Raw genomic sequence first — 26503 nt, forward strand, 5'->3', positions numbered from 1 at the left:
CCGTAAGGTGGACGCGGCCTGTGCATCCGTAGGCGTTACTTGGCCCAGGTGTCGCGCAAGGTCACGCTGCGGTTGAACACGGGTGTGGCCGGGCTATGGTCGCGGCGGTCGGCGACAAAATACCCGGTGCGCTCGAACTGGAACGCCTGCTCCGGCGCAGCCTGCGCGGCAGACGGCTCCACAAAGCCGCGCACGCTGCGCTTGGACTCGGGGTTGAGATAATCGCGGTAGGTCTTGCCTTTGGATTCGTCGTCGGGCTTTTCCACCGAAAACAGGCGGTCGTAGAGGCGGATTTCCGCTTCCACCGCATGCGCGGCGCTGACCCAATGGATGGTGCCCTTGACCTTGCGGTTGGCGCCCTCCATGCCCGGACGCGATTCCGGATCCAGCCAGCCGCGCAGCTCGACGATCTGCCCGGCGGCGTCCTTGATCACCTCATCCACGCGCGCGATGCCTGCGCCACGCAGACGGATTTCGCCGCCCGGCACCAGACGCTTCCAGCCCTTGGGCGGAACCTCGGCGAAATCTTCGCGCTCGATCCACAGCTCGCGTGCAAACGGCACCTCGCGCGTGCCAAAGCTCTCGTCCTTGGGATGATTGGAAAACTGCAGCGTCTCGGTGTGGCCGTCCGGCAGGTTGGTCAGCACCAGCTTGAGCGGCTCGATCACCGCCATGCGGCGTGCTGCGGCGGCATCCAGGTCCTCGCGCAGGCAGCCTTCCAGTACCGAGAAATCGATCAGCGAGTTCTGCTTGCTGATGCCCACGCGGTCCACGAACAACCGCATCGCCGCCGGTGTGTAGCCGCGGCGGCGCAGGCCCTGCAGCGTGTACATGCGCGGGTCGTCCCAGCCGTCCACCAGCTGCTCTTCCACCAGTGCGGTGAGCTTGCGCTTGCTCATCACCGTGTAATTGATGTTGAGGCGCGAAAACTCGATCTGGCGCGGCTTGGCCGCCTCGCGCGGCAGGCCCTTGTCCAGCAGCGGCTGCAGCAACTCCGGATGCCCGGCCAGGTCCACCTTGTCCACGCACCAGTCGTACAACGGGCGATGGTCTTCGAATTCCAGTGTGCACAACGAGTGGGTGATGCCTTCCACCGCATCGCCCAGCGAATGCGCGAAGTCGTACATTGGATAGATCGGCCAGGCGTTGCCGGTGTTCTGATGCTCGACATGCTTGATGCGGTACAGCGCCGGGTCGCGCAGGTTGATGTTGCCGCTGGCCATGTCGATCTTGGCACGCAGCGTGCGTGCGCCATCGGGGAATTCGCCCGCGCGCATGCGCCGGAACAGGTCCAGGTTTTCGTCCACGCTGCGCTCGCGGTATGGCGAGTTGCGGCCCGGCTCGGTGAGCGTGCCACGGTACTCGCGCACCTGTTCGGCAGAGAGGTCGCAGACAAAGGCATGGCCGTCGCGGATCAGTTTTTCTGCGGCCAGGTAGTAGACCTCGAAGTAATCCGAGGCATGGCGCAGCTGTGCCCAGTCGTAGCCCAGCCAGCGCACGTCGTCCTGGATGGCGACCACGAACTCGGGGTCTTCCTTGGCCGGGTTGGTGTCGTCCAGGCGCAGGTTGCACAGCCCGCCGAATTCGGCCGCCAGGCCGAAGTCCAGGCAGATCGCCTTGGCATGGCCGATGTGCAGGTAGCCGTTGGGCTCGGGCGGGAAGCGGGTGCGGATGACCGCGTGCTTGCCGCTGGCCAGGTCCTCGCGAACGATCTGGCGGATGAAGTCTTTCTTCTCCGCCGGGGCGGTGGCGTCGGTGGCTGGAATCTCGGACATGCGGGGCATCGGCAATAAGTAAACCGCAAGTTTAGGCGGTGGCATCGGTTAGGGGTAGGCGGCTGGCCCGGGTGGGGGCAGCGGAAGCGTGATCTGGCGAGCCTCAGGGATCTCCGGCGCGGCCGGAGGCCCTGCCGCTGCAGGGATTCGCGCGCGCTTGCGCGCCGCCGACCTCGTCACACGAGGGCGCTATGCGGGGGTGGCCCGTCTGGCAGCGCTGGCGGCAACCGGCCGCCCCGCGTACGCTGCGCCGACCCCGTCAGGAGCACGCCCCGCATGCCATTGCCCCGCCTGGTGATCGGCGACAAGACCCTGTCTTCCTGGTCGTTACGGCCGTGGTTGCTGTTGCGGCATTTCAGGATTCCATTCGAGGAAGTCTGCCTGCCGCTTGATACGCCCGACTTCCAGGCGCGTATCGTCGGTTACTCGCCCACCGGCAAGGTGCCGGTATTGTGGGACGACGCCCTGCACGTGTGGGACTCGCTGGCGATCTGCGAATACGCCAACGAGCGTTGGCTCGACGGGCGCGGCTGGCCAGCCGATCTTGCGGTACGCGCACAAGCGCGTGCGGCCGCAGCCGAAATGCATGCCGGCTTTACCGCCTTGCGCAGCCAGTTGCCGATGAATCTCGCCCGCCCGCCAGGCCCGGCGCAATGGGATGCCGCGGCCGAGCGCGACATCACCCGCATCCAGACGCTGTGGGCCAGCCTGCGCGCCGAGCATGGTCATGCGGGAAGTTTCCTGTGCGGGGAATTCGGCATCGTCGATGCGATGTACGCGCCGGTGGCGCTGCGTTTTGCCAGCTATGGCGTGCCGCTGTTCGAAGCGGCCGGCGACTATCTGGCCGCGCTGGATGCGTTGCCGGCGCTGCGCGAGTGGCGCCTCGGGGCAGAGCGCGAACGCGCGGGGCGCGGCTGAGATGCAGATCGCCTATCGCGCCAGCCACATCATCGATGCGCATCTGGCCAAGCACGCACTCGAGGATGCAGGCATCACCGCCTTCGTGTTCGGCGAATCGCTCTTGGGCGGTGCCGGCGAATTGCCTGCCTTCGGCGTGCTGCAGGTGTGCGTGGCCGACATCCATCTGAGTCAGGCGCAAGCGGTGCTGGCCCAGATCGGCCTGTGCGGGCAGGTCACCCGCGCGCTGTAGGGTCGAAGCAGCCCAGCGCCAGTCGCAGGAGCGTACCCGGGCGCGATGAAGCCTTGCCGATCAACGCCGCGTCGCGCCCAGGTGCACTTCTGCGATGCCCAGGCATCATTCCGGCTGACGCCATCCAGGCAGCGCTGCCTCCGGCGCGGCCAGTGCGCGCAGGCGTTTGAACAGCACCGTGGTTTCGGCCACGTTCCACACCCGCAGCGCCACCTCGAAGGTATCCAGCGGCTTGGTCAAAAAGTCCTTGGCGCCCAGGCCCAGGGCGCGATGACGTGCGCTGCGGCTGGGGTCGGCGGTGAGCACGATCACGGGCAAAAAATGCCCCGGATCGGACAGCCGCGCCAGTTGTTCCAGCAGCGCATAGCCGTCCAGCTCCGGCATCTTCAGGTCCAGCAGGATCAGATCCGGCGCAAAGGCCGACACCAGCCCCATCACCCGCTGCGGGTCGGTGGTGGCGATGACCTGCTGGAAGCCTTCGCGCTGCAGCAGGTCCTCCAGCAGTCGCACATTGGTCGGTTCGTCATCGACGATGAGGATGCGGGAGCCGAGGATATCGTCGCGTGTCATGCCAGCAACCTGTCGAGGACGGTGAAGAATTCCGCTACGTCGAGCGGTTTGGTCAGGTAGGCGCGCACACCCTGGCCGCCCACGCGCGCCAGCGTAGCGCTGGTGGCATCGGCGCTGATCACCACCACCGGTAGCTGCGCCGTAGCCGGTAGCGCCTGCAATTCGCGCAACAGCTCCTCGCCGTTGCCGTCGCTCAGGTGCAGGTCCAGCAGGATCAGGTCCGGCAGGCCGTGCTGCAGCAGCTCGCGCGCCTGCGCCAGGCTGGCCGCCTCCAGCAGTTGCCATTGTGGGCGGCGCTCGGTGAGCGTGCGGATCAGGGCCTGGTTGGACGGGTTGTCTTCGATGCTCAGCAGGCGACAGACACCGCTGCCGCTGGTACCGGGCGCCAGCAGGCTAGGTGCAGGCGCGCTGCGCTGCGGTTCGCCCTGCGGCAGCGAGATCCAGAAGCGCGCACCATCGCGGCTGCTGTCCACGCCGATCTGCCCGCCCATCGCCTCGATCAGCTTCTTGCTCAGCGCCAGCCCCAGGCCGGTGCCTTCCACCGCCGAGCGTTCGGCGCCCAGCCGCTCGAACGGCGTGAACAGGCGCTCGATCTGCGGCGGCGTCAGCCCCTGGCCCTGATCGGCCACGGTGATGCGCACCTGCTCGCCGTCCGCCTGCGCGCTCACCTGCACATGGCCGCCGGGGCGATTGAACTTGACGGCATTGGACAGCAGGTTCAGCAGCACCTGACGCAGCCGCTGGGCGTCGGCGCGGACTGTCCACGCGCCTTCGACGGCTGGCGGCTGCAGGCGGATGCCATGCTTTTCGGCATCCGGTGCGATCAGGGCCAGCGCTTCGTGCACCGCCGCATCCACCGGAACCGGCTCCGGGCTCAGATCCAGCTGATCGGCCTCGATGCGCGCGATGTCCAGCAGCTCGGTGATCAGTCCCAGCAGATGCCGGCCGGCGCCCAGGATGTGCTGCAGATGCCGCCTGGGCCCGGGCTCGGGCAGGTCCATGTCCAGCACCTGCGCATAGCCCAGGATCGCATTGAGCGGGGTGCGTAGTTCGTGGCTGCTGCGTGAGAGGAATTCGGTCTTGGCGCGATTGGCGGTTTCCGCCTCGCTCCGCGCGAGCTGGGCTTCGGCCGCGCGTGCGGCCAGCAGTTCGCTAGCCTGCGCCAGGCGCTGCCCGACCTGGCCCAGTTCATCGCCGGCGCGAGGCTGCGCGGCCAGTGGCAGGCCTTCTCCCAGCCGGTCGGCATTGGCAGCCAGCGTGCGCAGGCGCCCGGACAGCGCCGAAGCGAACCAGGCCACCGCAAAGACCGCGCCCAGGCCGCCGAGCATGGCCGCGCTCAGGGTGATGATCAGATTGCGCTGCCGCAAGCCTTGCGCCTTGGCAGTGCGTACCTGCAACTGTGCCGTTTCGTAATCGCGTAGTTCGCGCAGTTCCGCGCGCAGGATGTCGAGCTTGTATTTGCCGTCCCACAGCTGGCGGATCTCTTCCTCGCGGCTGAGGTCCGGCGCCAGCAGACGACGCCAGCCCTGCATTTTTTCGGCGAACAATGGTTTGATACGCGCAAAGCGCCGCGCCTGCACCGGGTCGGTAATACGTTGCGAAAGCCGATCGGCCACCGGCTGCAGGCGTGGTTCGGCATAGCGATACGGGGTCAGGAATTCATCGCGGCGCACCAGCCGATACCCACGCACGCCGGCCGCGGTTTCCGCCAGCAGCGCGTGCGCTTCATACAGGTCGCTCAGCACTTCCAGGGTCTGGCGCACATCGTTTTCGGCAGCGATGTTCTGCCGCTCCACGCTGTAGATCGCCATCAGCGCGACGGCCAGCAACAGCAGCGGCAGGGTGACCACCGCCAGGCTCTTGCGGGTGATCGGCCAATCGTTCCAACGCACCGCCATTGCAGTCATAGCGCGAGTCCGGCTTGCACCGCGTACACCGCGGCCTGGGTGCGATCTTTTACCTCAAGTTTCTGCAGGATGCGCTCCACATGCACTTTCACCGTGCCGGGAGAAATCCCCAGTTCAGCTGCGAGGCCGGCATTGGTGAGCCCGCGCGGAAGCAGTGACAGCACCTGTTTTTCGCGCTTGCTCAGCGCGTTGAGGCGGTCGTCCTGCAGCACTTTGCGTCGGCGCGTGGCGACCGGTCTGGCCGGCTCGGCCACCATCACCGGCAGCAGCAACGCGAAGGCCTGCAGTGCCTGCACATCATCATTGCCAGGGGCGGGGCGGCCATCGTTCCAGGCCACGCAGACCATGCCCAGGGTGCTGCCGAGCGCGTGGATCGGCACCTTGGCTTCGCGGATGTCGGCCGGGCGCGGCGGCATCAGCCAGCTGGCTTCGTGACTGTCGCCGGCGGCGCTGGCGCCGGGTGGCAGGGCAAGCCCGCGGCTGGCGATCACCTGCGTGCGCGGCCCGCGCTGCGCCAGCACCGCGCCATGCTCCAGGCCCAGCAACAGCAGCACGCGACCGAGCACCGCATCGCAGGCCTGTTCGGGTGTGTGCGCCTGGCGCAGCGCCACTGTGGCCTCCCAGAGCGCCTGCCAGCGGGCGCTATCAGAGGCATCGCGTCGAAGCGCCTGGCGCCAATCGCCAGCATTGATGGGGCTTTCCATAGGGTCGCTCTAGGCCGATCAGCATATTTGAGTATATGCCAGACGGCAGAATTGTTGGGGTCGCTTGGTTTCGATACTGGGCTCGCCCTCTGAGGCACCCCAACAACCCATACGGAGATTCCACATGCGTCGCACACTGTCTTCCCTGGTTCTGGCTCTGGCTGCCACCCCGGCCCTGGCGGGCGGCGTGATGCACTACACCGACAAGGCCAAGTTGCCGGCTGGCGGCGAAGAGCGCGAGGTCGCTGCGCTGTTCGATACCTGGAATGCGGCACTGGCGTCAGGCAATCCGCACAAGGTGGCCGACCTGTACGCGCCCGATGGCGTGCTGCTGCCGACGGTCTCCAACGAGGTGCGCGCCTCGCGCGAGCAGATCGAAAAGTATTTCGAGATGTTTTTGAGCAAGAAGCCACAGGGCGTGGTCAATTACCGCACCGTGCGCGTGCTCGATGACGACAGCGCGGTGGATGCGGGCGTTTACACCTTCACCCTGACCGACAAGGACGGCAAGAAGAGCAATGTGCAGGCGCGCTACACCTTCGTGTACGAAAAGCGCGACGGCAAGTGGCTGATCATCAATCACCACAGCTCGGCGATGCCGGAAGTGGATACGCGCGCGGCGGTCGCCAAGACCAAGTAAGTACCGTGCCGGTGCCAAGCGCCGGCCGGACAGGCTTGAAAGCCGCTCCGGCCGGCGCCATCCAGCAGGCAATCCTCACGATTGCGGAGTTGCACCATGCTGGGAATCGGCGCCTTCAAACAACGCATGCCACGTCCGGGTGAAGCACTGCCTGGACGCGAGCAAGCGCTACCGCTGCACAACACGCACCTGATCCATGGGCGTCCGTTGCGCGGTGACTTCACTGGCCTGGCCCAGGTGCAGTTCGGGCTGGGTTGCTTCTGGGGCGCAGAACGCAAGTTCTGGAGCGTGCCCGGGGTGTACACCACGGCAGTGGGTTATGCCGGGGGCGAGACGCCCAATGCCACCTATGGCGAAGTGTGTTCCGGGCAGACCGGGCATACCGAAGCGGTGCTGGTGGTGTACGACGAAGCGTCGGTGCCGTTTGCGCAGTTGCTGCGCACGTTCTGGGAAAGCCACGACCCCACCCAGGGCATGCAGCAGGGTAACGACGTCGGCACGCAATACCGCTCGGCCATCTACTGCACCACGCAGGAGCAATACGACGCGGCACTTGCCAGCCGCGATGCCTACCAGCAGCAGCTGACTGCGGCGGGATATGGCGCCATCACCACGGAGATTCGTTTCCCGGCACCTACGTTCTATTACGCCGAAGACGATCACCAGCAATACCTCGCCAAGCATCCCAATGGTTATTGCGGGCTTGGCGGAACGGGAGTGAGCTGCCCGATCGGGCTGGATGCCTGACGGAAAGGCGGGCCGGATTGAAACGCTGCCAACCACGTGATCGTGGCAGCGCGCCGATGGCCAATAGTGACCGGCAGCGTTATCACGATCAGGCAGCGCATGGGAGTGCATGCCAGGCAACTTGAATGGCTACGTCGGAGACGACGTGGCCATCTTTTTTGCATGAATGTCATGTGGCGTGGCCGGGACAAGCTGGCTTGGCCTGGCTGCTCCGCTGCGCCGAGCGCGGCCGATTACATCGGCTGCATCAGACGAATTCGCCCGCAAACATGCCACGCAACTGTGCAAGCGTATCGGTGCGTTCGGGGTGCAGCAGACGCATGCAGGCAAGGGCAAACCCCACCGGGCTGGTGCCGGGTGCGGTGATCACGCTGTCGGCGGTCACGACCTTTTCGTGCCGGAACTGGTGGGCGCCTGCGTAGGGCACCACGTTTTCCTGCAGAAAAGCCAGCGAGTTGCTGGTGTGGGCGCGTTCGTCGAGCAGCCCGGCGTAGGCCAGTGCGATGGTGGCGCCGCAGATCGCCGCGACCGGGCGCTGCTGCTGTATGCGTTCAACCAGCAATCCGCTCAGGCCCGGGATTTCGCCGGCCTGCCAACGCTCGCTGCCGGGCAGGATCCACAGGTCCGCTTCCAGCGGCGCAAGATCCGAGAGTGCGAATTCCGGCGTGATACGCAGGCCGCCGATGGACTGCACCGGCTGCCCGTCGATGCTGGCAATGGCCACCTGGTCGCCGAACCACTCGCGCGCTGCCGGCAACACCACGCCGATTTCCCAGTCGGCCACGCCATCGACCATCACCACTGCAATGTTTGCCATTGTCCGCTACGCCAGTTGAGGTATCCGGATTCTAGGCACTGCGCGCGTGGCGATTGTAAGCAAGGTGTGGAGACTGGCGGGTGGAGCCGCGGTCATTGCGGCCTGGTCCTCGGCTGCTCGAACGCAGGAGAGCAGCCGAGAGACGCTGGGAGTAGCGGATGGCAGCGAGGTGCGAGGCACAGTATCGATCAGCCCGGTCGCATTAGCTGCTTTCCCTCAAGCGACGGCAAAGGGGAGCGCTGGACACGGGCGTGACGCAGCGGCAGCGACGTGGGGCGTTGCACTGGATGCGCAGGCCGCCGTGTCCGGCCAGCTCGAACACCGCAGTGCGATCTCCGCGGCATCTCCGAAAACGACAACGCCCGCAGTATCGGCTGCGGGCGTTGATGGTTGCACCTGTTCGCTGAGGCGATTAGCCGGCGAGCTTGTCGGCGATGGTCTTGCGCAGGGCCTGCAGGTCCTTGGCGAAGGTCTCGATGCCGCCGGCCAGCTTTTCGGTGGCCATCGGGTCGGCGGCCAGGTCGGTGGCGAAGCTGTCGGCGTTGATCGGGGTGATCTGCGCGTTGTCGGCCTTGGCCGGCGAGAGCTTGCGCGGCAACTCGCCGTGTTCGGCGTCGAGCTTTTCCAGCAGGTCCGGCGAGATGGTCAGGCGGTCGCAGCCGGCCAACGCTTCGATCTGCGCGGTGGAGCGGAACGAGGCCCCCATCACCACGGTGGACGACCCGCGGCGTTTGAATGCGTCGTACACGGTGCGCACGAACACCACGCCCGGGTCTTCGTCGATGCTGGCCGGGGTCTGACCCTGAGAGACGTAGTAATCTAGGATGCGGCCCACGAACGGGGAGATCAGGAACACGCCCGCCTCGGCACAGGCCAGCGCCTGCGAGTGATTGAAGATCAGCGTCAGGTTGCAATCGATGCCCTCACGCTGCAGCTGGCGCGCGGCTTCAATGCCTTCCCAGGTGGCGGCGATCTTGATCAGGATCTTGTCCTTGGGCACGCCCCGCTCGGCGTACATCGCGATGAACTTGCGCGCCTTGGCGATGGTGGCCTGGGTGTCGTGCGCCAGGTCGGCGTCGACCTCGGTGGACACGCGCCCCGGCACCAGTTCAGCCAGCTTGACGCCTACGCCGATGGTCAGGCGGTCGGCAACCTCGTGGATGGTGGCGGTGCGATCGTCGCCGCCATGCTCGCGGCCCCAGGCCAGCTCGCGCTCGATCAGGTCGGCATAGACCGGCAGGTCCAGCGCCTTTTTGACCAGGGTGGGATTGGTGGTGCAGTCGACCGGCTTCAGGCGCTTGATGGCGTCGTAATCGCCGGTATCGGCGACGACCACGGACAGGTCGCGCAGTTGGGCAAGCTTGGAGGGGGATGCAGTCATGCGGGTTCTCTCGAATCGTGGAACGGGTCGGGGATGGCGCAGCGCGCTACGTTAGCGCGCCGCGCGCTGGAAGTCGCCCGCGGCAGCGGGTTGATCGTGCACGGCCTGCACGCGCAGGCGCAGGTTGCGCCCGTCCGGCGTGCGCCAGTCGATGCTCTGGCCGACCGACAGGCCAAGCAGCGCGCTGCCGACCGGCGCCAGCACCGAGATGCGGCCCTGCTGGACATCAGCCTCCTGCGGGTACACAAGGGTGAGCGTATGCCGTTCGCCGTGCAGCTCGTCTTCGCAATCGATGCGCGAGTGCATGGTGACGACATCGCCGGGAATCTGGTCGGGCGGCAGCACGCGTGCGCGGCCCAGTTCGTCGCTCAGCGCAGTGGCGGCGGGATGCTTGTTGAACGCGGGGGAATCGAGCAATGCCTCAAGCCGGGCGAGGTCGTGGCTGGAGACGAGGATGGATGGCGGCAAGCCGCTGTGATGTTGCGAAGTCATGGCACTCTCCTGACGAAGACGGCTCGCCAACACGGCAAGCGGCATCGACAAGATGAGGGCGCCGTCGGCCGATCCCAATACATGCCGCCCGGCTCTGCGGTGCGACTGATTTGCGAAGGTCGCTGCGACTTGTCAGAGCCCCGGGATTGGCGCGTCGATCAAGCGAGCGCTGCGACAGAGGCTGAGGGCGCAGATGGCAGGATCAAACGCCTGCGCATGCAAGCCACCCTATGGAAGCGGCTGCACGGATGAATCTGCAGCGGTGGAAAAACAGCAGCGGAAGAAAAACAAAAGGCGCCGCCTCCGCGCCGCCGTTGTTTGTCGCCTACAAATGTCGCCAAAAGCGACCACAGCCATGAAACGCTTTTGCGATTCCCGATTCCCGATTCCCGATTCCCGATTCCCTAAGCTGCCACCGCCTTCGGTCCGGTCGCGGGCTGTTCCAACGCAAATAGGTCCGCCGGCAATTCCTTGAACAACTGCGAGAGCTGCTCCAGGAACGCGGTCATGGCCGAGCTGCGACGCCAGGCCATGGCAATGCGGCGGCTGGGTTGCTTGTCTTCGCGGAAGCGGATCAGGCGGATGTTTTCCGAGCGGGCCACCGGCGGCTTGACTGCCAGTAGCGGCAGCAGGGTCACGCCGACATTGGCAGCCACCATCTGGCGCAGGGTTTCCAGGCTGGTGGCCTGAAATTCGGATTTCTCCAATGCGCCAGCCAGATGGCAGACATCCAGCGCCTGTTCGCGCAGGCAGTGGCCGTCTTCCAGCAACAACAGCCGCTGTTCGGACAGATCGTCCAGCGTCATGCTGTCGTGGCGCGCCAGCGGATGGCCTTCCGGGACCGCCAATACGAAGGGTTCTTCGAACAGGAACTCGGCATGCAGCTGATCGTCCTGCAGCGGCAGCGCCAGCAGTGCCGCATCCAGACGGCCTTCGCGCAACTGGTGCATCAGCTGGTCGCTCTTTTCTTCGATCAGCAACAGCTCCAGGCGCGGAAACCGCTCGCGGATGCGCGGCACCACATGCGGCAACAGGTACGGTGCCAGGGTGGGGAAAATGCCCAGCCGCACGGTACCCGCTTCCGGGTCCTGGCTGCGGCGTGCCGCTTCCTTCATCTGTTCCACCTCGGCCACGATGCCGCGCGCGCGCATTGCCGCCTCGCGGCCGGCCGGGGTCAGCATCACCTTGCGCGGTGCGCGCTCCACCAGCGGCACACCCAGTTCGTCTTCGAGCTTCTTGATCTGGGTGGACAGCGTGGGCTGGCTGACAAAACACGCCGTCGCGGCGCGGCCGAAATGCTTGTGGTCAGCCAGGGCTACCAGATACTTCAGGTCACGCAGATTCATGTGCAGCAGCCCTCGAGGCGGTGACGGGTAACGACTGACGCGTGATGCAGCTTAGCGCCCGGCATGGCCGGGCGATGGCTGTCGTTGCGCTTATGCGGCTTGCGCAACGTTTTCGGTGCTGACCGGTGCACTGGAGCGGATCAGGTGATCGAAGGCGCTCAGGGCGGCCTTGGAGCCTTCGCCCATCGCGATCACGATCTGCTTGTACGGCACCGTGGTGGCATCGCCGGCGGCGAACACGCCCGGCACATTGGTCTGGCCACGGTCGTCGACGATGATCTCGCCACGCGGCGACAACTCCACCGTCCCGCGCAGGAACTCGGTGTTGGGCAACAGGCCGATCTGCACGAACACGCCTTCCAGATCGATGTGCTGAATATCGCCGCCGGTACGGTCCTTGTAGACCAGACCGGTGACTTTTTGCCCGTCGCCGAGCACTTCGGTGGTCTGCGCGCTGGTGATGATGCGCACGTTGTGCAGGCTGCGCAGCTTGCGTTGCAGCACTTCATCGGCGCGCAGCTTGTCGTCGAATTCCACCAGCGTCACATGCGCCACGATGCCGGCCAGGTCGATCGCCGCTTCCACGCCCGAATTGCCGCCGCCGATCACCGCCACGCGCTTGCCCTTGAACAGCGGGCCATCACAGTGCGGGCAATAAGCCACGCCCTTGTTCTTGTACTGGTCTTCGCCGGGCACGTTCATCTGCCTCCAGCGCGCGCCGGTGGACAGGATCACGGTCTTGCTCTTGAGCGAGGCACCATTGGCGAGCTTGATCTCGATCAGGCCATCGGCACCGGCCGGGATCAGCTGTTCGGCGCGCTGCAGGTTCATGATGTCCACCTCGTACTGACGCACGTGCTGTTCGAGCGCAGCGGCCATCTTCGGGCCTTCGGTTTCCGGCACCGAGATGAAGTTTTCGATCGACATGGTGTCCAGCACCTGGCCACCGAAACGCTCGGCAGCCACGCCGGTGCGGATGCCCTTGCGCGCGGCATACACCGCTGCTGCCGAACCGGCCGGGCCACCGCCGACCACCAGCACGTCGAAGGCGTCCTTGGCGGCGATCCTGGCGGCGTCGCGCTTGGCGGCATTGGTGTCCAGCTTGGCGACGATCTGCTCCAGCGTCATGCGGCCCTGGTCGAACAGCTCACCGTTCAAGTACACGGTGGGCACCGACATGATCTGGCGGGTTTCGACCTCGTCCTGGAACCAGGCGCCGTCGATGGCGACATGCTTGATGCGCGGGTTGAGCACGGCGGCAAGATTCAGCGCCTGCACCACGTCCGGGCAGTTCTGGCAAGACAGCGAGAAATAGGTTTCGAACTGGTAGTCGCCATCCAGGTGCTGCACCTGCTCGATCAACTCGGCGGTGGCCTTGGACGGGTGGCCGCCCACCTGCAGCAGCGCCAGCACCAGCGAGGTGAACTCGTGGCCCATCGGCAAGCCGGCAAAGCGCAGCGAAATGTCCTGGCCCGGGGTGGTCAGCGCGAACGACGGCTTGCGCTGGTTATCGTCGCGATGCGCATCCAGGCTGATCTTGTCCGAGAGCACCACCAGGTCCTCGAGCAGGTCGAGCATTTCGCGCGAGCCGGGGCTGTCGTCGATCGAGGCGTGGATCTGAATCGGGCGCGTCACCCGTTCCAGGTAGGCGGTCAGCTGGGTCTTGAGATTGGCATCCAACATGGAAAACTCCTGGGAATGGGCAAGGGGAGGGCGTGACGCCGCTGCGCATGCGCAGGTCGCCTGGGGAGGAAGGGATGAACCGCAGCCGGCGCGGGGTCGGCATGCGTGCTGGCGATGGCGGGCGGGCAGCCCGGCACCGGCTCCGGTTCACCCCCGGCCCGGAATGCCGGGCCAGGGATGCGCGGCGACTTAGATCTTGCCGACCAGGTCCAGCGACGGAGCCAGGGTCTTGGCGCCTTCCTTCCACTTGGCCGGGCAGACCTGGCCAGGATTGTTGGCCACGAACTGCGCTGCAGTCAGCTTGCGCAGCGTCTCGGTGACGTCGCGGGCGATGGAGTTGTCGTGGATTTCCAGGGTCTTGATCACGCCTTCCGGATTGATGATGAAGGTGCCGCGCAGGGCCAGGCCTTCTTCTTCAATATGCACGCCGAACGCGCGGGTCAGCTTGTGGGTCGGGTCGCCGATCAGCGGGAACTGCGCCTTGCCCACGGCCGGCGAGGTTTCGTGCCACACCTTGTGCGAGAAATGCGTGTCGGTGGTGACGATGTAGACCTCGGCGCCTGCCTTCTGGAACGCGGCATAGTTGTCGGCGGCGTCTTCCACTTCGGTCGGGCAGTTGAAGGTGAATGCGGCCGGCATGAAGATCAGCACCGACCACTTGCCCTTCAGGCTGGCCTCGGTGACTTCGATGAAGTTGCCATTGTGAAACGCATTCGCCTTGAACGGCTGGACCTGGGTGTTGATGAGAGACATTGAGTTTCCTCGTGCGATGAAAGGGGGGCGGGGGATGGAACAGGCGCCATGGTAGGCAGAATCGATAGATTCCTCAAATCGATTGATGGAATTGCATAGATAGCCTTAGGCTATCGATTCCGCAGACGGTATCTGCCAATGCGGCAAGCGGTTCCAGCCGCGATAATGGTCGGCCGATGTTGCGCACAAGTGAATGATCCGTATGAGCGATGATCCCGCCGCCTCCGCCGAGCACCTGTTGCGGCAGGCATGCCATCGGATCGATCGTCGCGATGCCGAGCCGCTGCTACTGCATGCGCTGGGCCGCGATCGCGCCTGGTTGTTCGCGCATGGCCGCGATCCGGTGACCACGACGGTGGCCGCGGCATTCCAGGCCCTGGTGCAGCGGCGGGTGGACGGCGAGCCGGTGGCCTACCTGACCGGTTCGCGTGGCTTCTGGACGCTGGATCTGGACGTCTCGACAGCGACACTGATCCCGCGCGCCGACACTGAAGCCTTGGTCGAACTGGCGCTGGAGCGGCTGGACCATGCCGCCGGCCGCCGAGTGGCCGATCTGGGGACCGGCAGTGGCGCAATCGCCCTGGCCATCGCCAGCGAACGCCCGCAGGCGCAGCTGATCGCCACCGATGCCAGTGCGGCCGCGCTCGCCATCGCACGGCGCAACGCCGATCGTCATCGCCTATCGAACGTGCAGTTCCGCCACGGCAGCTGGTTCGTTCCACTGGCAGGCGAGCGCTTCGACCTGATCGCCAGCAACCCGCCGTATATCGCTGCCGGCGACCCGCACCTGGCGCAGGGCGATCTGCGCCACGAGCCGGCCAGCGCACTGGCTTCCGGTAGCGACGGGCTGGCCGACATCCGCCAGATCGTGGCCGATGCACCGGCGCATCTGCGCAGCGGCGGCTGGCTGTTGCTCGAACATGGCTGGGATCAGGGCGAGGCGGTAGCCGAGCTACTGCGCGCGCGTGGGTTTGCGCAGGTCGCCACGCAGCAGGACCTTGAGCATCGCGACCGGGTGAGCCTGGGCTGCTGGGAAGCCGCTGCCGAGGCCTGACGGTAGCGCCGGCCAGCTTGCAGTGCCAGGTCCCCTGGTGTGAGTGCCTCAACGCCGAGCGCGGAGGCCTGTCCGCAGCCATGGGGGCGCGAAGCGGCTGGATGCGGCCGGACTGCAGATTGGCGGCTCCACCACGCTGACCGTTTGAGCGCGCACGCGGGCGTGGCGCGATGGTCCCTGTCTGGCCACGACGATGGTTGGCGGTACCGATCCCATGCTGCGCGACGAATCGTGCTGCCAGTCATCTCGAGCGCAACGCCCGGTGATGGAGGACTGCCTCTGCCGTCGCCCTGCGCGGTTTGCCGCAGGCAGTGCCTTCCGCCGCCGGCCGATACAATGCGGGTTTTCGCCCAGGACCGACGCATGCGCACGCTCTATCCCGAGATCGCCCCCTACGAGCAGGGCAGCCTGAAGGTCGACGACCGCCACACGCTGTACTTCGAACAGTGCGGCAACCCGCAAGGCAAGCCGGTGGTGATGCTGCACGGCGGCCCGGGCGGCGGTTGCAACGCCAAGATGCGGCGCTTCCACGACCCGGCCAAGTACCGCATCGTGCTGTTCGACCAGCGCGGTTCGGGCCGGTCCACCCCGCATGCCGATCTCACCGACAACACCACCTGGGATCTGGTCGCCGACATCGAGCGCTTGCGCACGCATCTGGGTATCGAGCGCTGGCAGGTGTTCGGCGGCAGCTGGGGTTCCACGTTGGCACTGGCCTACGCGCAGACCCACCCGCAGCAGGTCACCGAGCTGGTGCTGCGCGGCATCTTCCTGCTGCGCCGCTTCGAGCTGGAATGGTTCTATCAGGAAGGCGCCAGCCGGCTGTTCCCGGATGCCTGGGAGCACTACATCAATGCGATTGCGCAGGACGAGCGCGGCGACCTGATCGCTGCCTTCCATCGCCGCCTGACCAGCGACGACGAGGCCACGCGGCTGGCCGCTGCCAAGGCCTGGAGCGTGTGGGAGGGCGCCACCAGCTTCCTGCATGTGGACGAGGACTTCGTCACCGGGCATGAGGACGCGCACTTTGCGTTGGCCTTCGCCCGCATCGAGAACCACTACTTCGTCAACCAGGGCTTCTTCGAGGTGGAAGGCCAGTTGCTGCGCGACGCGCACCGTATCGCCGATATCCCCGGCGTGATCGTGCACGGACGCTACGATGTGGTCTGCCCGCTGCAAAGCGCCTGGGATCTGCACAAGGTCTGGCCGAAGGCGCAGCTGCAGATCAGCCCGGCCTCGGGGCACTCGGCGTTCGAGCCGGAAAATGTCGATGCATTGGTGCGTGCCACAGACCGGTTCGCCTGAGCGATCGCAACGGGTGCGGCTGCCATCATGACCTGCCGCACCCGTTGCAGGCAGCCACCACGCCATGACGCCATGGCGCGCACCGAGCGTAGCGTCGATCTTTCTGCGCTTTCGTGTCTACGCGAAAGCGCGTCGCTCATGCGATTCAACTACGCCCATTACCAGCCTGGCGTCGATGCGAAGGGTTATTCGGTGAAGATGCTGGCGAATGCTTCTTCGATCTCGTCTGGATCACCAACAACCATTCGGAACGGGTCCTTGTTCCGGTAGGTGTTGATGACATAGTGTTCGACGTGTGGAAATTGTTCTGGACGGAAGCGGCACGGCAGATCCGTTGCCCAGAAATTCCGTAAGGTTTCGCTGTGCAGGGACTCCCAGCCTTGCAGTTTATTTTTGCCTTCAAAGCGCAGCGCGCGCAGCTGTGCAAGGCGCGACAGTGATGAGACGTCGCCGGCAAGGCGGCAGGCGACAAACTGCAAGACTTCAAGTGAGGTGCAGCGTGCAATCTCGTCGATCTTCTTTATCGTTGACGAGATCAGGAAAAGCTTGCGGATGGGGCGGCCGTCGAAGACGTCCAGCGACCCGCTGAATCCTTGGACGGAAAGACGCACAAGCTTGGTCCAGCCACCGTTGAGGGAGTGGAGCTTGTTGCTGTTCCAGTCAAGGCTCTGCCACGTTTCAAGCTTGGGGAAGAGGGTTGGAAGGAGGGGGCCGAAAGACACGTTCTGTGTCGTGAGTCCTTTGACGTTGCTGAAGCCTTTGAACACGTCATAGTCGAAGTCTTCTGCGAAGACGCTATTGCCCAGGATGCCGATCTCCACAATCGCATCGCGCTTTTTTATCTTGCTGAAGTCTGGCGAAAAATGCGCCTTCAACTCGCCCTGCACGACATCCTCAGGCGCGATCGCGAAGCCGTCACACCCATATGCATCGATAAGGTGGCTGTATTTTTCGAAGCCGCTCTTGTTGAACAATGCAGTCCGGCGCGACAGCCCATGGGTTTTTCCCTCGATGCTGGCCCATGGGCCCTCCATCAGGTTCTCCATCGTGCGCTCATCGGCTTCGAATAGAGTTTCCGTCATCGTGCTTCCTCCTTTCGTCGAACGCGCCCTGCCTCCAGGTTTTTGGTTCGCTCCCGATCAGCGCTGCAGCAACCCATCGGCCAACGCTGGAAGAACGCGCGCCAATCGCTGCGCCCACGCCGTTTGCCCGGCGGTATCGGCGATCAGGTCCTGGCGGATCTCCAGTTCCACATGTGGCAGGCCGCGGCCTTCGCCGTAGACCGGAATGGCGTAGTCGGTGGCATCGATGACCGCATACGGCTGGTTGTCGCCAACCACCAAGTCCGGTTCTGCGCGCAAGGCGTCCAGCAGGCGATGCGCCAGCCGGGTGTCGCGGTGGTACAACACGCCGGCATGCCAGGGGCGCGCGTTGCCAGCCATCACCGGGGTGAAGCTGTGCATGGACACCAGTAGCGTCGGTTGCCGGCGTGCTGTACGCGCGTCCAGCTCGGCGGCGATGCGGCCGTGATACGGCGCGAAGATGGCATCGATGCGCTGCTGGCGCTCAGCCGGGGTCAGCTGCAGATTGCCGGGCACCGTGGTGCCGTCGCTGATCTCCGGCATCCGGCTGGCAGCGCCATCGGGCCGGTTGCAGTCGATCACCAGCCGCGAATAGGTCTGGGTGATGGCAATCGCATCCAGCGCCTCGGCCAGCAGGCGGGTGACCTGCGCAATGCCGATATCCCAGCCGATATGGCGGTCCAGCTCAAACTGCGGCAGGCCCAGGTTGGCCAGCCGTGCCGGCACGCGCTGGCCGGCATGGTCGGCGATCAACAGCCAGGGCGATGCGGCCTGCGCGTTGTAGACGGTGAACGGCGCCGGATCCCCGGCGCCCAGCAAGGGCTCGGCCACGGCATCAGCCACGCGGAGTACCGTCCAGCGCGTGGTCGGCCAGGTACAGGCCGGCCCATAGCTTGGGGTCCATCTGGTAGCCCTCGGCCATCTTCTGCACCAGCCAGGCGCCGACCTGCGCGCGCGGGATTTCGTGCACGGTGATGTCCTCGCTGGCATCGCCACCGCCAGCGCCGACTTTGCGCAGCCCGGTGGCGCGCACGAAGGCGATCTTCTCGCTGCTGGCACCGGCCGAGGTGGGGCCGATCATCAGCACTTCGGCGTGCTCGGCGGTCCAGCCAGTTTCTTCTTCCAGTTCGCGAATGGCCGACAGTTCGATCGATTCGTCGGCATGCACATCGCCGACCAGACCGGCCGGCATTTCGATGGTGCGCGCCTGCAGCGGTACGCGGAACTGTTCGACGAACAACATCGCATCGTCCGGGGTCACCGCCACGATGATCGCGGCCAGGCCGCCGGCATGCACGCGTTCGGAGTATTCCCAGGTACCGCGCACGACCATGCGCTGGTACTTGCCTTCGTAGACCACGGTGGGCGGAGTGTCGTGTCGGTTCATGGCGTCGGGCCTTGGGACAGGGAAGCGGGAGGAAGGGGCGGCGTGGCGGCCGTGCAGGCGGCCAGTAGCCGCCGGCGCGTGAGCGGGCCGAAGCGCAGGCTGTCGCACAGCCCGGTCAGCATGTCGGTATCGGCCGGTGCACGCGTGAAACCGGTGGCGGTGAGGTCCAGCGGCGCGTCCAGCGCGATGGTGGTGAGCTGGCGCCACAGCAGCGCATGTTCGCGTTGTTCGCGCAGCCGCGCCGCCATCTGCGCGGCGCCGCGCAGGCGCAGGAACGGGATCTCGTCGATGCGCTCCAATAGCGCATCCAGGCTGCCGAAATGCGCCAGCAGCACCGCTGCTGATTTGGCGCCGATACCGGTGATGCCGGGAATGTTGTCGATCGCATCGCCACACAGCGCCAGGTAGTCGGCGATCTGGTGCGCATGCACGCCATGGCGTGCCTTCACTCCATCCATGCCCCAGCGCAGATTGCGCGCGTAGTCCCATTGCTCGTCGTGTTCGAACAACAGCTGCGACAGGTCCTTGTCGGCCGAGACGATGATGCCGCGCAGGCCGTGCCCGCGCGCGCTGTGCAGGGCGCTGCCGATCAGATCGTCGGCCTCGTATTCGCGGTGGGCCAGCACACTCAGCCCCAGCGCCGCGCACAGCGCCTTGCAATGGGCGAACTGGCGCCGCAACGCGTCCGGCGCCGGTTCGCGATTGCCCTTGTAGGCGGGGTAGATCGCATGCCGGAAGCAACTGTCCAGCGCCTCGTCGAAGGCGATGGTGATGTACTGCGGATGCTCGCGTTCGAGCAGATCCAGCAGGAAGCGCGCAAACCCGTGCACGGCGTTGGTCGGCCAGCCCTGCGCGTCCTGGAATTCATCCGGAATCGAATGCCAGGCGCGAAACACGTACAGGCTGGCATCCACCAGATACAGCGGCTCCGGTCGCGGGCCGCCCGGCAGCGCCGCTGCTATGGCGCCGGGCAGCGTACTCATGGAGTCCAGTCGCGCAGCAGGGTGCGCGGGTCCGGGCGCTCGCGTTCGGGCACCTGCAGGCGCGGCGTACCGATATGGATGAAGCCGGCGATGCGTTCGTGTTCCTGCAGGCCCAGGTAGCCGCCCACCGCGGGGTCGTAGGCCATCCACGCGGTCAGCCATTGCGCGCCGAAACCATGCGCCTGTGCGGCCTGCAGCAGTGCAAAACACACGCAGCCGGCAGTGAGCAGTTGCTCCTGCTCGGGCACCTTGTGGTCCGGCTGCAGCGTGGCGATCACCACGATCACCAGCGGCGCGTCGTTGAAGCGGTTGCGGTCTTTCTCCACCGCCGCCGGCGCTGCCAACGGATCGGCGGCCTGGGTGCGCTCGGCAAGGAAATCGCCCAGCGCGTGGCGTGCATCGCCCTGGATACGCAGGAACCGGAACGGCACCAGCTTGCCGTGGTCGGGCACGCGCACGGCCGAGGTCAGCATGCGCAGCAGGGTGTCTTCATCCGGGCCGGGTTCGCCCAACTGCTTGGAGGGAACCGAGCGACGCGCATCCAGCGCCTGAAGCGAATACGGTGCGTGCATAGGTAAGGGTTCTGGGGGAGTGCAGCGATTATAGACGGGCGCTCCCCAACGCCCGCCCCACTGCGGCGAGGCGCGGGACGGCCGGGCGGGCGTGATCGGCGGGCGTGAGCGGCAATGGCTGGCGTAGCGGCCGTGCCGCTGCCGCATTGAAAAGGCTGCGCGCAACCGGTAGCGGCCCACGTACACTGCGACCCGTGCGCGCGTTCGCATCCGCCTGACCCCGCGTGATGCAGGGTGTTCGCCTTTCCTCGTGCTCGTTGCGTGCGTCGTCCGATGACCCAGTTCGTTTCCACCGACCCGCTGCCCAGCCGCAACCCGCAACTGCTCGATCAGGTGCGCGATATCGTGCTGGTGCCGCTGGCCGACGCGTTCATCGACGTCCAGGACGCGCTGGCGCAGGCCTTGTTCGCACTGGCCGCCAACGCCGGCGCGGGCCAGAACGATTTCATGGAGGCGATCCAGGCCTTGCGGCAGCAGCGCGAGCCGATCACCGCACGGTTCCGTGGGCATCTGGCCAAGGCCTGGCAGGGGCTGGAATCCGGGCGCCCGCTGTCGGCCGAGCGCACCCTGGCACGCGGCGCCGCCGGGCTGACCCTGTTGCCCGAACACGATCTGGAGGTGCGGCTGGCGGTGCGCAACCTGGCCGGGGCACTGCAGCATCAGTGGCGACCGGAGCTGATGCGGCTCAACCGCTATCTGGGCTTCATCGCCGGCGGGTTGCGCATCGATGGCGACAGCAATCCGTTCGGCCCGGAGCATCTGGGCGTTGCGCTCTACGAGGCGTTCCAGGGCGTGACGCTGACGGCCAAGGTGCACCTGGCGGTGCTCAAGGTATGCGAGCAGCAGCTGATGCCGCGCGTGGGTCAGCGCTATGCCGAGCTTGAGCAGGCACTGGCGCAGGTCGCTCGCCTGCGCGAATTGCCGCAGGCGCGGCAGCGCCGCAGCGGTATTCCGCGGCAGGGCCAGGCCGGCGGCGAGGATGCGGCCGACACGCCGGACTGGATCGCACGCTTCTTTGCGGATTGGCCGGGCGGGCAGGGCGCGCTGGTCGGGGCCGAGGTCATCGATGTGCATCTGCGCAGCGGTCGCGAAGTATTGCCGGCCGGGCTGCACCAGCGGTTGCGGGCGCGCCGCCAGCGCGAGCCGGAGAGTGGCGTTGCGGCGTCGGCCGCGCAGCGGCGGTTGTCGCCGCGCGAGGTGGTGTCGGCGCTGTCGTTGCTGCAGACCATGCCCCGGGCTGGATTCGACAGCATCGACGAGGCGCGACAAGGCCTGCCGCATGCGCTGCGCGAGCACCTCATGCGCGCAGCGGCCTCGCTTGGAGTCGACCTGGCCAGCACTGGCCTTGACCCCAGCGATGCCGATGCGCTGGATCTGATCGCGCTGTTGTTCGAGGCGATCCTGGTGCAGAGCCAGTTGTCCGATGCGCAGCGCGGCCTGCTCGGCCAGTTGCTGGTGCCGATGGCCAAACTGGCGATGCTCGATGGCCACCTGTTCGTACGCGATGGCCATCCGGCGCGGCGTCTGCTCAACCTGCTGGTCGACGCCTGCGATGGCAACGGCGGCGAGACCCCGGCCGAACAGGCCTTGCTGGCGCAGGTGGATGCGGCAGTGGCCAGCATCGTGCGCGAGTTCGACGAGCATCCGGCGCTGTTCCTGGCGCTGGAGGCCGAATTCGGCGCCAGCTACGAGCAGTATCGGCGCCGTGTGGAGATCGCCGAGCGCCGCGCCAACGAATTGCAGCGCGCCGAGGAACGCCGCGAACGCGCCCGCCGCTGTGCGGCCCTGGCGCTGGACGAGCGCCTGGCGCGCGGGCCGCTGCCGCCGGTGGTGGAGCAGTTCCTCAGCCGCGTCTGGCACCCCGGCGTGCAGCAGGCCGCCTTGCGCGCCGATGGTGCCGGCCCGGCAGTGGAGGCTGCCATCGCGCTCGGCGATACCGTGCTGGCCCAGCTGACGCCTGCGCGCGACGCGGCCACATTCGAAGCGCAGCAAGCGCCCTTGCTGCAGGCTTTCGCGCTGGCCGGCTTGGGGCCGCGGGAGGCCGAGCAGGCGTTGCAGGAGCTGCGGCGTGCGCTGACGCCAACGCCGGCTGCCGACGCCACGGACCGGCATGCGCCCACCCTGACAGCGCTGAGCCTGGCGCCGAGCCCGGCCGATCCGGTCGCCGAGCCGCTGACGCCGATGCTCGACGCCGGCGCGCAGGTGGAATTTGACCGCATCACCGCGGACTTTTTCCGCACCATGGTCATCGGCACCAGCCTGGATTTCGTCGACCGCGAGGGCCGGGTGCAGCCGGGCAAGCTGTCATGGATCAGCCCGATTTCGGGCCGGCTGATGTTCGTCAACCGGCGCGGCGGGCGGTTGTGCGTGTCCTCGCCGGAAGAGCTGGCGATGATGGTCTGGCTGGACCGGCTGCGCCTGCACCGCGAAGAAGACGCCTTCTACAGCGCGATGCAGGATGTGGTCGACGCGCTGGACGCGCCTGCCACGCTGAAGGCTTAACCCTCGCAGGCAGATAACGATCAGCGGCAGGCTCCACCGTGCCGTTGCAAGCTAGGATGGAGCTTCGACACGCAAACCCTGGGCAGTCACGAGTAAAGTGAGAACTGCGTCACATTTAACAAACGAGCGAAACGCCTACCATGCGGGGGCGGAATTTGGGGCCGCGTCTGTTATTCCTCGTTTGAATATTTTCACGCCTGCAGAGGCGGGGAGCCTTTGCGCATGACTTTTCAGCCCAGTCCGTCGGGACACCCGGGCCGTGACCAACGCTTGCTCGAACAGGCGCACGACGCATTCGTGCCGCCGCTCGTACAGGTGTTTGCAGCTGCAGTCGCACATTTCGATGATGTCCTGTTCGATCGCGCCGAATCCGCGGGCGCGTCACAGTTGCTGTTTCTCGATGGCATGCGCGAGTTGCGCCGCAAGCGCGAGGACGTGGCCACGCAGTTCCGCCAGCAGTTGGAAGACGGCTGGCAGGCGCTGCTGCTCGGTACCCCGTTGTCGGCCGAAGTGGTGCTGGCCGGCGACATGGGCACCGGCCCGCTGAGCCTGGTGCCCGAACACGTGCTCGAGTCGCGGCTGGCGGTGCGCAACCTGGCTACCGTGCTGCTGCGCGATTTCAAGCAGGTGCTGGCGCGTGTCGATCGCCGCCTGGGCTGGATTGCGGGCGGCCTGGAGCTGGTGGCCGACACCAACCCGTTCGGACCGGAACATCTGGGCGTGGCGATCCACGAAGCCTTCGCCACCTGCGACCTGGCGCCGGAAGTGCGTCTGGTGCTGATCAAGTTATGCGAGCGCGATCTGGCCGAGCCGATCGGCAAGCTGTACGCGCGCCTGGACGAAACGCTGGCCAAGGCCGGGGTGATGCCGGAAATCTCCCAACCCAAGCGCCCGCCGCCGCGCATGCAGCCGCGGGGCGAGACGCCCGAAGAACGCGCGCAGGCCGAGGCGCAGGGCGGCACCGAGATGGGCGGCGACGAGCAGGGCGACCAGTACGCGCCGGCCTGGGCCAACCGCTTCCTGGATCGCTGGGCGCATAGCCGTGGCCGCATGCAGGCGGCCGCACAGCGCGGCCACGCCGAGGGTGCCGGCGGTGGTGGCATGGACGGCGACGCCGATCATCCCGGCGGCAGCCAGGGCATGCTGCTGGATGCCTTGCACGAATTGCTGCAGCAGACCCGCAGCGTGCGCGACAGCGCCGCATCGGCCGCGTCGGTGGCGGTGGGTCAGCAGCGCCCGCTGAGCCAGCGCGAAATGATGTCGGTGCTGTCGCTGCTGCAGGCCACGCCCAGCGCAACGTTGCAGGCGGCCATCGGCGACGACAACGAATCGCTCGCGCAGCGCCTGAAGAACGAGGTGCTCAACAGCGCCACGCGGCTGGGCGTGGACCCGGCCACCGCCAAGCTCGATCCGATGGACGAAGACGCCATCGACCTGGTCGGCATGCTGTTCGACGTGATGCTGGACGAACGCGATCTGGAAAGCCGCTCGCGCGAGATGATCGGCCGGCTGGTGGTGCCGTTCGTCAAGGTGGCGCTGCTGGACCGCAAGATGTTCGTGCAGAAGACGCATCCGGCGCGACGCCTGCTCAATTCGCTGGCCGAGGCCTGCGAAGGCAATAACGGCGACAGCGCCGCCGAGCGCGTGCTGATGGGCAAGGTCGAGGAAATCGTCGACCGCCTGGTGGCCGAATTCAACGAAAACCTGGCGATCTTCCTGACCCTGGAAGAAGAATTCCGCGACTTCCTGTCGCAGCACCGTCGCCGGGTGGAAATTGCCGAGCGCCGCGCCACCGAAACCCAGCGCGGCCAGGAAAAACTCGAACTGGCGCGCAGCCGCGCGCTGTCGGAACTGGAGCAGCGCGTGCCCGAAGGCGCGGCCCTGCCCAAGGCAGTGGAAGATTTCCTGCGCCAGCCGTGGCTGCATCATCTGACCATGGCGATCCTGCGCGATGGCGATGAAGGCCCCGGCATGGTGGAAGCGCTGGCGCTGGCCGACGGCGTTCTGGAAGAACTGGCCGAGGCGCGCCGCCACATCATCGGCAAGCCCTGGCTGCAGGTCTGGCAGCCGGCATTGCACCGCGTCTTCGCCAGCGTAGGGCTGCATGGCGATGCGGTGGTGGTGGCGATCACCGCGCTGCACGACACGCTGCAGGCCATTGCCGAGGCGCGTCCGGAACTGGAGAAGGCGTTGCCGGAACTGCCGCAGGTCAACCTGCCGCCACCGGCTGCCGAGAGCGTCAGCGTGGTGCTGGGTGCCGAAGCGGTGGCGCAGAGTATCGACAGTGCCGATGCCGAGCGTTTCCGCGCCATGGACATCGGCACCTGGCTGGATTTTGTCGACAAGGACGGCAAGGTGCAGGCGGGCAAGTTGTCATGGGTGAGCCCGATCTCGCAGCGGTTGTTGTTCGTCAACCGGCGCGGTGTGCGTTTCTGCGTCGCCTCGCCGGAAGAACTGGCGGTGATGGTGCGGTTGGGCCGCTTGCGCGAGCACATCAACGATGGCGCCTTCGACAGCGCGATGCAGGGCGTGATCGACCGGTTGGACCCGCTGCACAACAACAGCACGGTGCACTGAGCACTGCAGTCGTCGCGCGCCCGGGCTGGCGCCATGCTTGATCGCGAACGTGCACTGCCTGCCTCGTTTTCAACGGTTTCCACGGCTGCGCAGGGCGCGTCGCATCGGCGCGCGCACTCCCGCCTGCGGCAATCGCATCGCCGCGTTACCCGCCGGCACTGCCACGAGTTCAGGCGCTTACGCCGCGGCCGGTCCGATGAATTCCAGGGCGCGCGCGATCACCGACGCATGATCGAGCATGCGGTTATGCCCCAGCCCCTCGGTGGTGAACAGCTGCGCGCCGGGCCACAGCGCGGCGAAGCGGGCGCCTTCTTCCCACGGCGTTTCGCGATCGCGGCGATCGTGGATGACCAGCGCCGGGCGATCGAACCGCGGCAGATGTGGGCTGGCATCGAAGTCGGCAAAGCAGGTGCCGGTCAGCTGGATCAACCAGTTTTCGAACGGCACGAACGTCGCTGGCGCAATGCCGGCGGCCTGGAACTGGCGCCTCGCGCTACCGGCCGGCTCCACCAGCGGGGCGATCAGCACATAGCGCTGCGGCCGCCATGCCGGAGCATCGGCAAACACCGCCGCCGCGGTGCCCAAAGAGTGGCCGATCAGGACCGCGGGACGCCCGAAGCGGCTGCCGACCTGGGCAAGAATTTTCACGAAGTGCGGCAGATTGCTGATCTTGCCGCTGCTCAGGCCGTGCGCGGCCTGATCGAAGGCCAGCACCGCATAGCCGAGCGCGCGCAGCTGCGGTACCCAGGCCGCAAAGCGCAGCCCATAGCTGGCCCAGCCATGCGACAGCAGGACGTACGGCTGCCGGGTGGGATCGCCCCATTGGTAGACGGCGATATCGAAACCGTCGATGTGCAGGGTCTGGTGCTGAACATCGTCCAGGGTAGCGGCGATGTCGGCGGCCTGGCGACGGCCGGAAGGCGCCGGAGTGACGAAGCGGCGCGCCAGATAGCGGCCGGTCGGGCCGGGCGCCACCCGGCTGGCGCTGGCCAACAGGCCGCGCAGCAAGCGCGCGCGCAGCCTGGCGATGGACGAGCTCATGGGCATTCCTTGTGGAGGCGATCGCGATCTTGTCG

24 protein-coding genes are annotated in these 26503 nt (G+C 66.4%); 8 read left to right on the top strand and 16 right to left on the bottom strand.

Going from position 1 to position 26503, the window contains the following annotated elements; genetic code table 11:
• Nucleotides 1-35 precede the first annotated feature (35 nt).
• Entirely contained in the window at nt 36-1775 is a 1740-nt protein-coding gene (locus A7D17_RS07840) for a glutamine--tRNA ligase/YqeY domain fusion protein (RefSeq protein ID WP_064508591.1), read from the bottom strand.
• A gap of 276 nt (nt 1776-2051) precedes the next feature.
• Here A7D17_RS07840 and A7D17_RS07845 point away from each other — a divergent pair, with 276 nt between their 5' ends.
• Together A7D17_RS07845 and A7D17_RS07850 are read left to right on the top strand one after the other, a co-directional pair.
• Nucleotides 2052-2693, top strand: a complete 642-nt coding sequence (locus A7D17_RS07845) for a glutathione S-transferase family protein (RefSeq protein WP_064508592.1) — start codon at nt 2052-2054, stop codon at nt 2691-2693.
• Between the two features lies 1 nt (nt 2694).
• Nucleotides 2695-2925, top strand: coding sequence for a putative signal transducing protein (locus A7D17_RS07850; RefSeq protein ID WP_064508593.1), 231 nt, complete (start codon nt 2695-2697; stop codon nt 2923-2925).
• Nucleotides 2926-3030: 105 nt separating this feature from the next.
• Here A7D17_RS07850 and A7D17_RS07855 read toward each other — a convergent pair whose 3' ends face one another.
• From A7D17_RS07855 to A7D17_RS07865, 3 genes are read right to left on the bottom strand one after another with little or no spacing between them, the layout of a single operon-like run.
• Complete coding sequence (locus A7D17_RS07855) at nt 3031-3495, bottom strand: response regulator (RefSeq protein ID WP_064508594.1); 465 nt, start codon at nt 3493-3495, stop codon at nt 3031-3033.
• Complete coding sequence (locus A7D17_RS07860) at nt 3492-5402, bottom strand: hybrid sensor histidine kinase/response regulator (RefSeq protein ID WP_064508595.1); 1911 nt, start codon at nt 5400-5402, stop codon at nt 3492-3494. The genes A7D17_RS07855 and A7D17_RS07860 overlap by 4 nt, the downstream gene beginning before the upstream one ends.
• Nucleotides 5399-6106: a helix-turn-helix transcriptional regulator gene (locus A7D17_RS07865; RefSeq protein WP_064508596.1), complete on the bottom strand. Its 708-nt coding sequence runs from the start codon at nt 6104-6106 to the stop codon at nt 5399-5401. The genes A7D17_RS07860 and A7D17_RS07865 overlap by 4 nt, the downstream gene beginning before the upstream one ends.
• A gap of 124 nt (nt 6107-6230) precedes the next feature.
• Between A7D17_RS07865 and A7D17_RS07870 the strand changes: the two genes are divergently transcribed.
• The gene (locus tag A7D17_RS07870) at nt 6231-6746 is read left to right on the top strand and encodes an SgcJ/EcaC family oxidoreductase (RefSeq protein ID WP_064508597.1); all 516 of its coding nucleotides are present in this window, start codon (nt 6231-6233) and stop codon (nt 6744-6746) included.
• Nucleotides 6747-6842: 96 nt separating this feature from the next.
• Complete coding sequence (gene msrA, locus A7D17_RS07875) at nt 6843-7493, top strand: peptide-methionine (S)-S-oxide reductase MsrA (RefSeq protein ID WP_064508598.1); 651 nt, start codon at nt 6843-6845, stop codon at nt 7491-7493.
• 247 nt (nt 7494-7740) lie between these two features.
• Here the strand turns inward: msrA and A7D17_RS07880 are convergent, their stop codons facing one another.
• The 6 genes from A7D17_RS07880 to ahpC all read right to left on the bottom strand — a co-directional run bounded on the left by A7D17_RS07880 (nt 7741) and on the right by ahpC (nt 13965).
• Complete coding sequence (locus A7D17_RS07880; protein WP_064508599.1) at nt 7741-8310, bottom strand: type 1 glutamine amidotransferase family protein; 570 nt, start codon at nt 8308-8310, stop codon at nt 7741-7743.
• A 412-nt stretch (nt 8311-8722) separates the two neighbouring features.
• A complete protein-coding gene (gene tal, locus A7D17_RS07885) occupies nt 8723-9691 on the bottom strand; it encodes a transaldolase (RefSeq protein WP_064508600.1) in 969 nt (322 codons plus the stop codon).
• A gap of 51 nt (nt 9692-9742) precedes the next feature.
• Nucleotides 9743-10183 (bottom strand): nucleoside diphosphate kinase regulator, encoded by a 441-nt coding sequence (gene rnk / locus A7D17_RS07890; protein WP_064508601.1) that lies wholly within the window; start codon nt 10181-10183, stop codon nt 9743-9745.
• Nucleotides 10184-10587: 404 nt separating this feature from the next.
• Nucleotides 10588-11529, bottom strand: coding sequence for a LysR substrate-binding domain-containing protein (locus A7D17_RS07895; protein WP_064508602.1), 942 nt, complete (start codon nt 11527-11529; stop codon nt 10588-10590).
• A 90-nt stretch (nt 11530-11619) separates the two neighbouring features.
• Complete coding sequence (gene ahpF, locus A7D17_RS07900; protein ID WP_064508603.1) at nt 11620-13212, bottom strand: alkyl hydroperoxide reductase subunit F; 1593 nt, start codon at nt 13210-13212, stop codon at nt 11620-11622.
• A 189-nt stretch (nt 13213-13401) separates the two neighbouring features.
• Entirely contained in the window at nt 13402-13965 is a 564-nt protein-coding gene (gene ahpC / locus A7D17_RS07905; RefSeq protein WP_064508604.1) for an alkyl hydroperoxide reductase subunit C, read from the bottom strand.
• 202 nt (nt 13966-14167) lie between these two features.
• Between ahpC and prmC the strand changes: the two genes are divergently transcribed.
• Together prmC and pip are read left to right on the top strand one after the other, a co-directional pair.
• The gene (prmC, locus tag A7D17_RS07910; RefSeq protein WP_064508605.1) at nt 14168-15019 is read left to right on the top strand and encodes a peptide chain release factor N(5)-glutamine methyltransferase; all 852 of its coding nucleotides are present in this window, start codon (nt 14168-14170) and stop codon (nt 15017-15019) included.
• Between the two features lie 363 nt (nt 15020-15382).
• Nucleotides 15383-16324 carry a prolyl aminopeptidase gene (gene pip / locus A7D17_RS07915; protein ID WP_064508606.1) on the top strand — a complete coding sequence of 314 codons (942 nt, stop codon included), beginning with the start codon at nt 15383-15385 and terminating at the stop codon, nt 16322-16324.
• Between the two features lie 185 nt (nt 16325-16509).
• Here pip and A7D17_RS07920 read toward each other — a convergent pair whose 3' ends face one another.
• From A7D17_RS07920 to A7D17_RS07940, 5 genes are read right to left on the bottom strand one after another with little or no spacing between them, the layout of a single operon-like run.
• A complete protein-coding gene (locus A7D17_RS07920) occupies nt 16510-17406 on the bottom strand; it encodes a leucine-rich repeat domain-containing protein (RefSeq protein WP_064508607.1) in 897 nt (298 codons plus the stop codon).
• A 57-nt stretch (nt 17407-17463) separates the two neighbouring features.
• Entirely contained in the window at nt 17464-18249 is a 786-nt protein-coding gene (locus A7D17_RS07925) for an N-formylglutamate amidohydrolase (protein ID WP_064508608.1), read from the bottom strand.
• Nucleotides 18242-18793: an NUDIX hydrolase gene (locus A7D17_RS23615; protein WP_064508609.1), complete on the bottom strand. Its 552-nt coding sequence runs from the start codon at nt 18791-18793 to the stop codon at nt 18242-18244. The genes A7D17_RS07925 and A7D17_RS23615 overlap by 8 nt, the downstream gene beginning before the upstream one ends.
• On the bottom strand, nt 18790-19776 hold the full coding sequence (locus A7D17_RS07935; RefSeq protein WP_064508610.1) for a 5'-3' exonuclease: 987 nt from the start codon (nt 19774-19776) through the stop codon (nt 18790-18792). The genes A7D17_RS23615 and A7D17_RS07935 overlap by 4 nt, the downstream gene beginning before the upstream one ends.
• The gene (locus tag A7D17_RS07940) at nt 19773-20348 is read right to left on the bottom strand and encodes a nitroreductase family protein (RefSeq protein WP_064508611.1); all 576 of its coding nucleotides are present in this window, start codon (nt 20346-20348) and stop codon (nt 19773-19775) included. The genes A7D17_RS07935 and A7D17_RS07940 overlap by 4 nt, the downstream gene beginning before the upstream one ends.
• A 273-nt stretch (nt 20349-20621) precedes the next feature.
• Between A7D17_RS07940 and A7D17_RS07945 the strand changes: the two genes are divergently transcribed.
• Together A7D17_RS07945 and A7D17_RS07950 are read left to right on the top strand one after the other, a co-directional pair.
• A complete protein-coding gene (locus tag A7D17_RS07945; protein ID WP_064508612.1) occupies nt 20622-22850 on the top strand; it encodes a DUF1631 family protein in 2229 nt (742 codons plus the stop codon).
• 222 nt (nt 22851-23072) lie between these two features.
• Nucleotides 23073-25427: a DUF1631 domain-containing protein gene (locus A7D17_RS07950; RefSeq protein WP_064508613.1), complete on the top strand. Its 2355-nt coding sequence runs from the start codon at nt 23073-23075 to the stop codon at nt 25425-25427.
• Nucleotides 25428-25604: 177 nt separating this feature from the next.
• Here A7D17_RS07950 and A7D17_RS07955 read toward each other — a convergent pair whose 3' ends face one another.
• A complete protein-coding gene (locus tag A7D17_RS07955) occupies nt 25605-26468 on the bottom strand; it encodes an alpha/beta fold hydrolase (protein WP_064508614.1) in 864 nt (287 codons plus the stop codon).
• Nucleotides 26469-26503 lie beyond the last annotated feature (35 nt).

It is taken from the genome of Xanthomonas floridensis (assembly GCF_001642575.1).
GTDB lineage: Bacteria > Pseudomonadota > Gammaproteobacteria > Xanthomonadales > Xanthomonadaceae > Xanthomonas > Xanthomonas floridensis.

Coding starts and splice junctions, on each gene's coding strand:
- A7D17_RS07840 (WP_064508591.1), bottom strand. CDS start 1,775: ATGTCCGAGATTCCAGCCACCGACGCCACCGCCCCGGCGGAGAAGAAA.
- A7D17_RS07845 (WP_064508592.1), top strand. CDS start 2,052: ATGCCATTGCCCCGCCTGGTGATCGGCGACAAGACCCTGTCTTCCTGG.
- A7D17_RS07850 (WP_064508593.1), top strand. CDS start 2,695: ATGCAGATCGCCTATCGCGCCAGCCACATCATCGATGCGCATCTGGCC.
- A7D17_RS07855 (WP_064508594.1), bottom strand. CDS start 3,495: ATGACACGCGACGATATCCTCGGCTCCCGCATCCTCATCGTCGATGAC.
- A7D17_RS07860 (WP_064508595.1), bottom strand. CDS start 5,402: ATGACTGCAATGGCGGTGCGTTGGAACGATTGGCCGATCACCCGCAAG.
- A7D17_RS07865 (WP_064508596.1), bottom strand. CDS start 6,106: ATGGAAAGCCCCATCAATGCTGGCGATTGGCGCCAGGCGCTTCGACGC.
- A7D17_RS07870 (WP_064508597.1), top strand. CDS start 6,231: ATGCGTCGCACACTGTCTTCCCTGGTTCTGGCTCTGGCTGCCACCCCG.
- msrA (WP_064508598.1), top strand. CDS start 6,843: ATGCTGGGAATCGGCGCCTTCAAACAACGCATGCCACGTCCGGGTGAA.
- A7D17_RS07880 (WP_064508599.1), bottom strand. CDS start 8,310: ATGGCAAACATTGCAGTGGTGATGGTCGATGGCGTGGCCGACTGGGAA.
- tal (WP_064508600.1), bottom strand. CDS start 9,691: ATGACTGCATCCCCCTCCAAGCTTGCCCAACTGCGCGACCTGTCCGTG.
- rnk (WP_064508601.1), bottom strand. CDS start 10,183: ATGACTTCGCAACATCACAGCGGCTTGCCGCCATCCATCCTCGTCTCC.
- A7D17_RS07895 (WP_064508602.1), bottom strand. CDS start 11,529: ATGAATCTGCGTGACCTGAAGTATCTGGTAGCCCTGGCTGACCACAAG.
- ahpF (WP_064508603.1), bottom strand. CDS start 13,212: ATGTTGGATGCCAATCTCAAGACCCAGCTGACCGCCTACCTGGAACGG.
- ahpC (WP_064508604.1), bottom strand. CDS start 13,965: ATGTCTCTCATCAACACCCAGGTCCAGCCGTTCAAGGCGAATGCGTTT.
- prmC (WP_064508605.1), top strand. CDS start 14,168: ATGAGCGATGATCCCGCCGCCTCCGCCGAGCACCTGTTGCGGCAGGCA.
- pip (WP_064508606.1), top strand. CDS start 15,383: ATGCGCACGCTCTATCCCGAGATCGCCCCCTACGAGCAGGGCAGCCTG.
- A7D17_RS07920 (WP_064508607.1), bottom strand. CDS start 17,406: ATGACGGAAACTCTATTCGAAGCCGATGAGCGCACGATGGAGAACCTG.
- A7D17_RS23615 (WP_064508609.1), bottom strand. CDS start 18,793: ATGAACCGACACGACACTCCGCCCACCGTGGTCTACGAAGGCAAGTAC.
- A7D17_RS07935 (WP_064508610.1), bottom strand. CDS start 19,776: ATGAGTACGCTGCCCGGCGCCATAGCAGCGGCGCTGCCGGGCGGCCCG.
- A7D17_RS07940 (WP_064508611.1), bottom strand. CDS start 20,348: ATGCACGCACCGTATTCGCTTCAGGCGCTGGATGCGCGTCGCTCGGTT.
- A7D17_RS07945 (WP_064508612.1), top strand. CDS start 20,622: ATGACCCAGTTCGTTTCCACCGACCCGCTGCCCAGCCGCAACCCGCAA.
- A7D17_RS07950 (WP_064508613.1), top strand. CDS start 23,073: ATGACTTTTCAGCCCAGTCCGTCGGGACACCCGGGCCGTGACCAACGC.
- A7D17_RS07955 (WP_064508614.1), bottom strand. CDS start 26,468: ATGAGCTCGTCCATCGCCAGGCTGCGCGCGCGCTTGCTGCGCGGCCTG.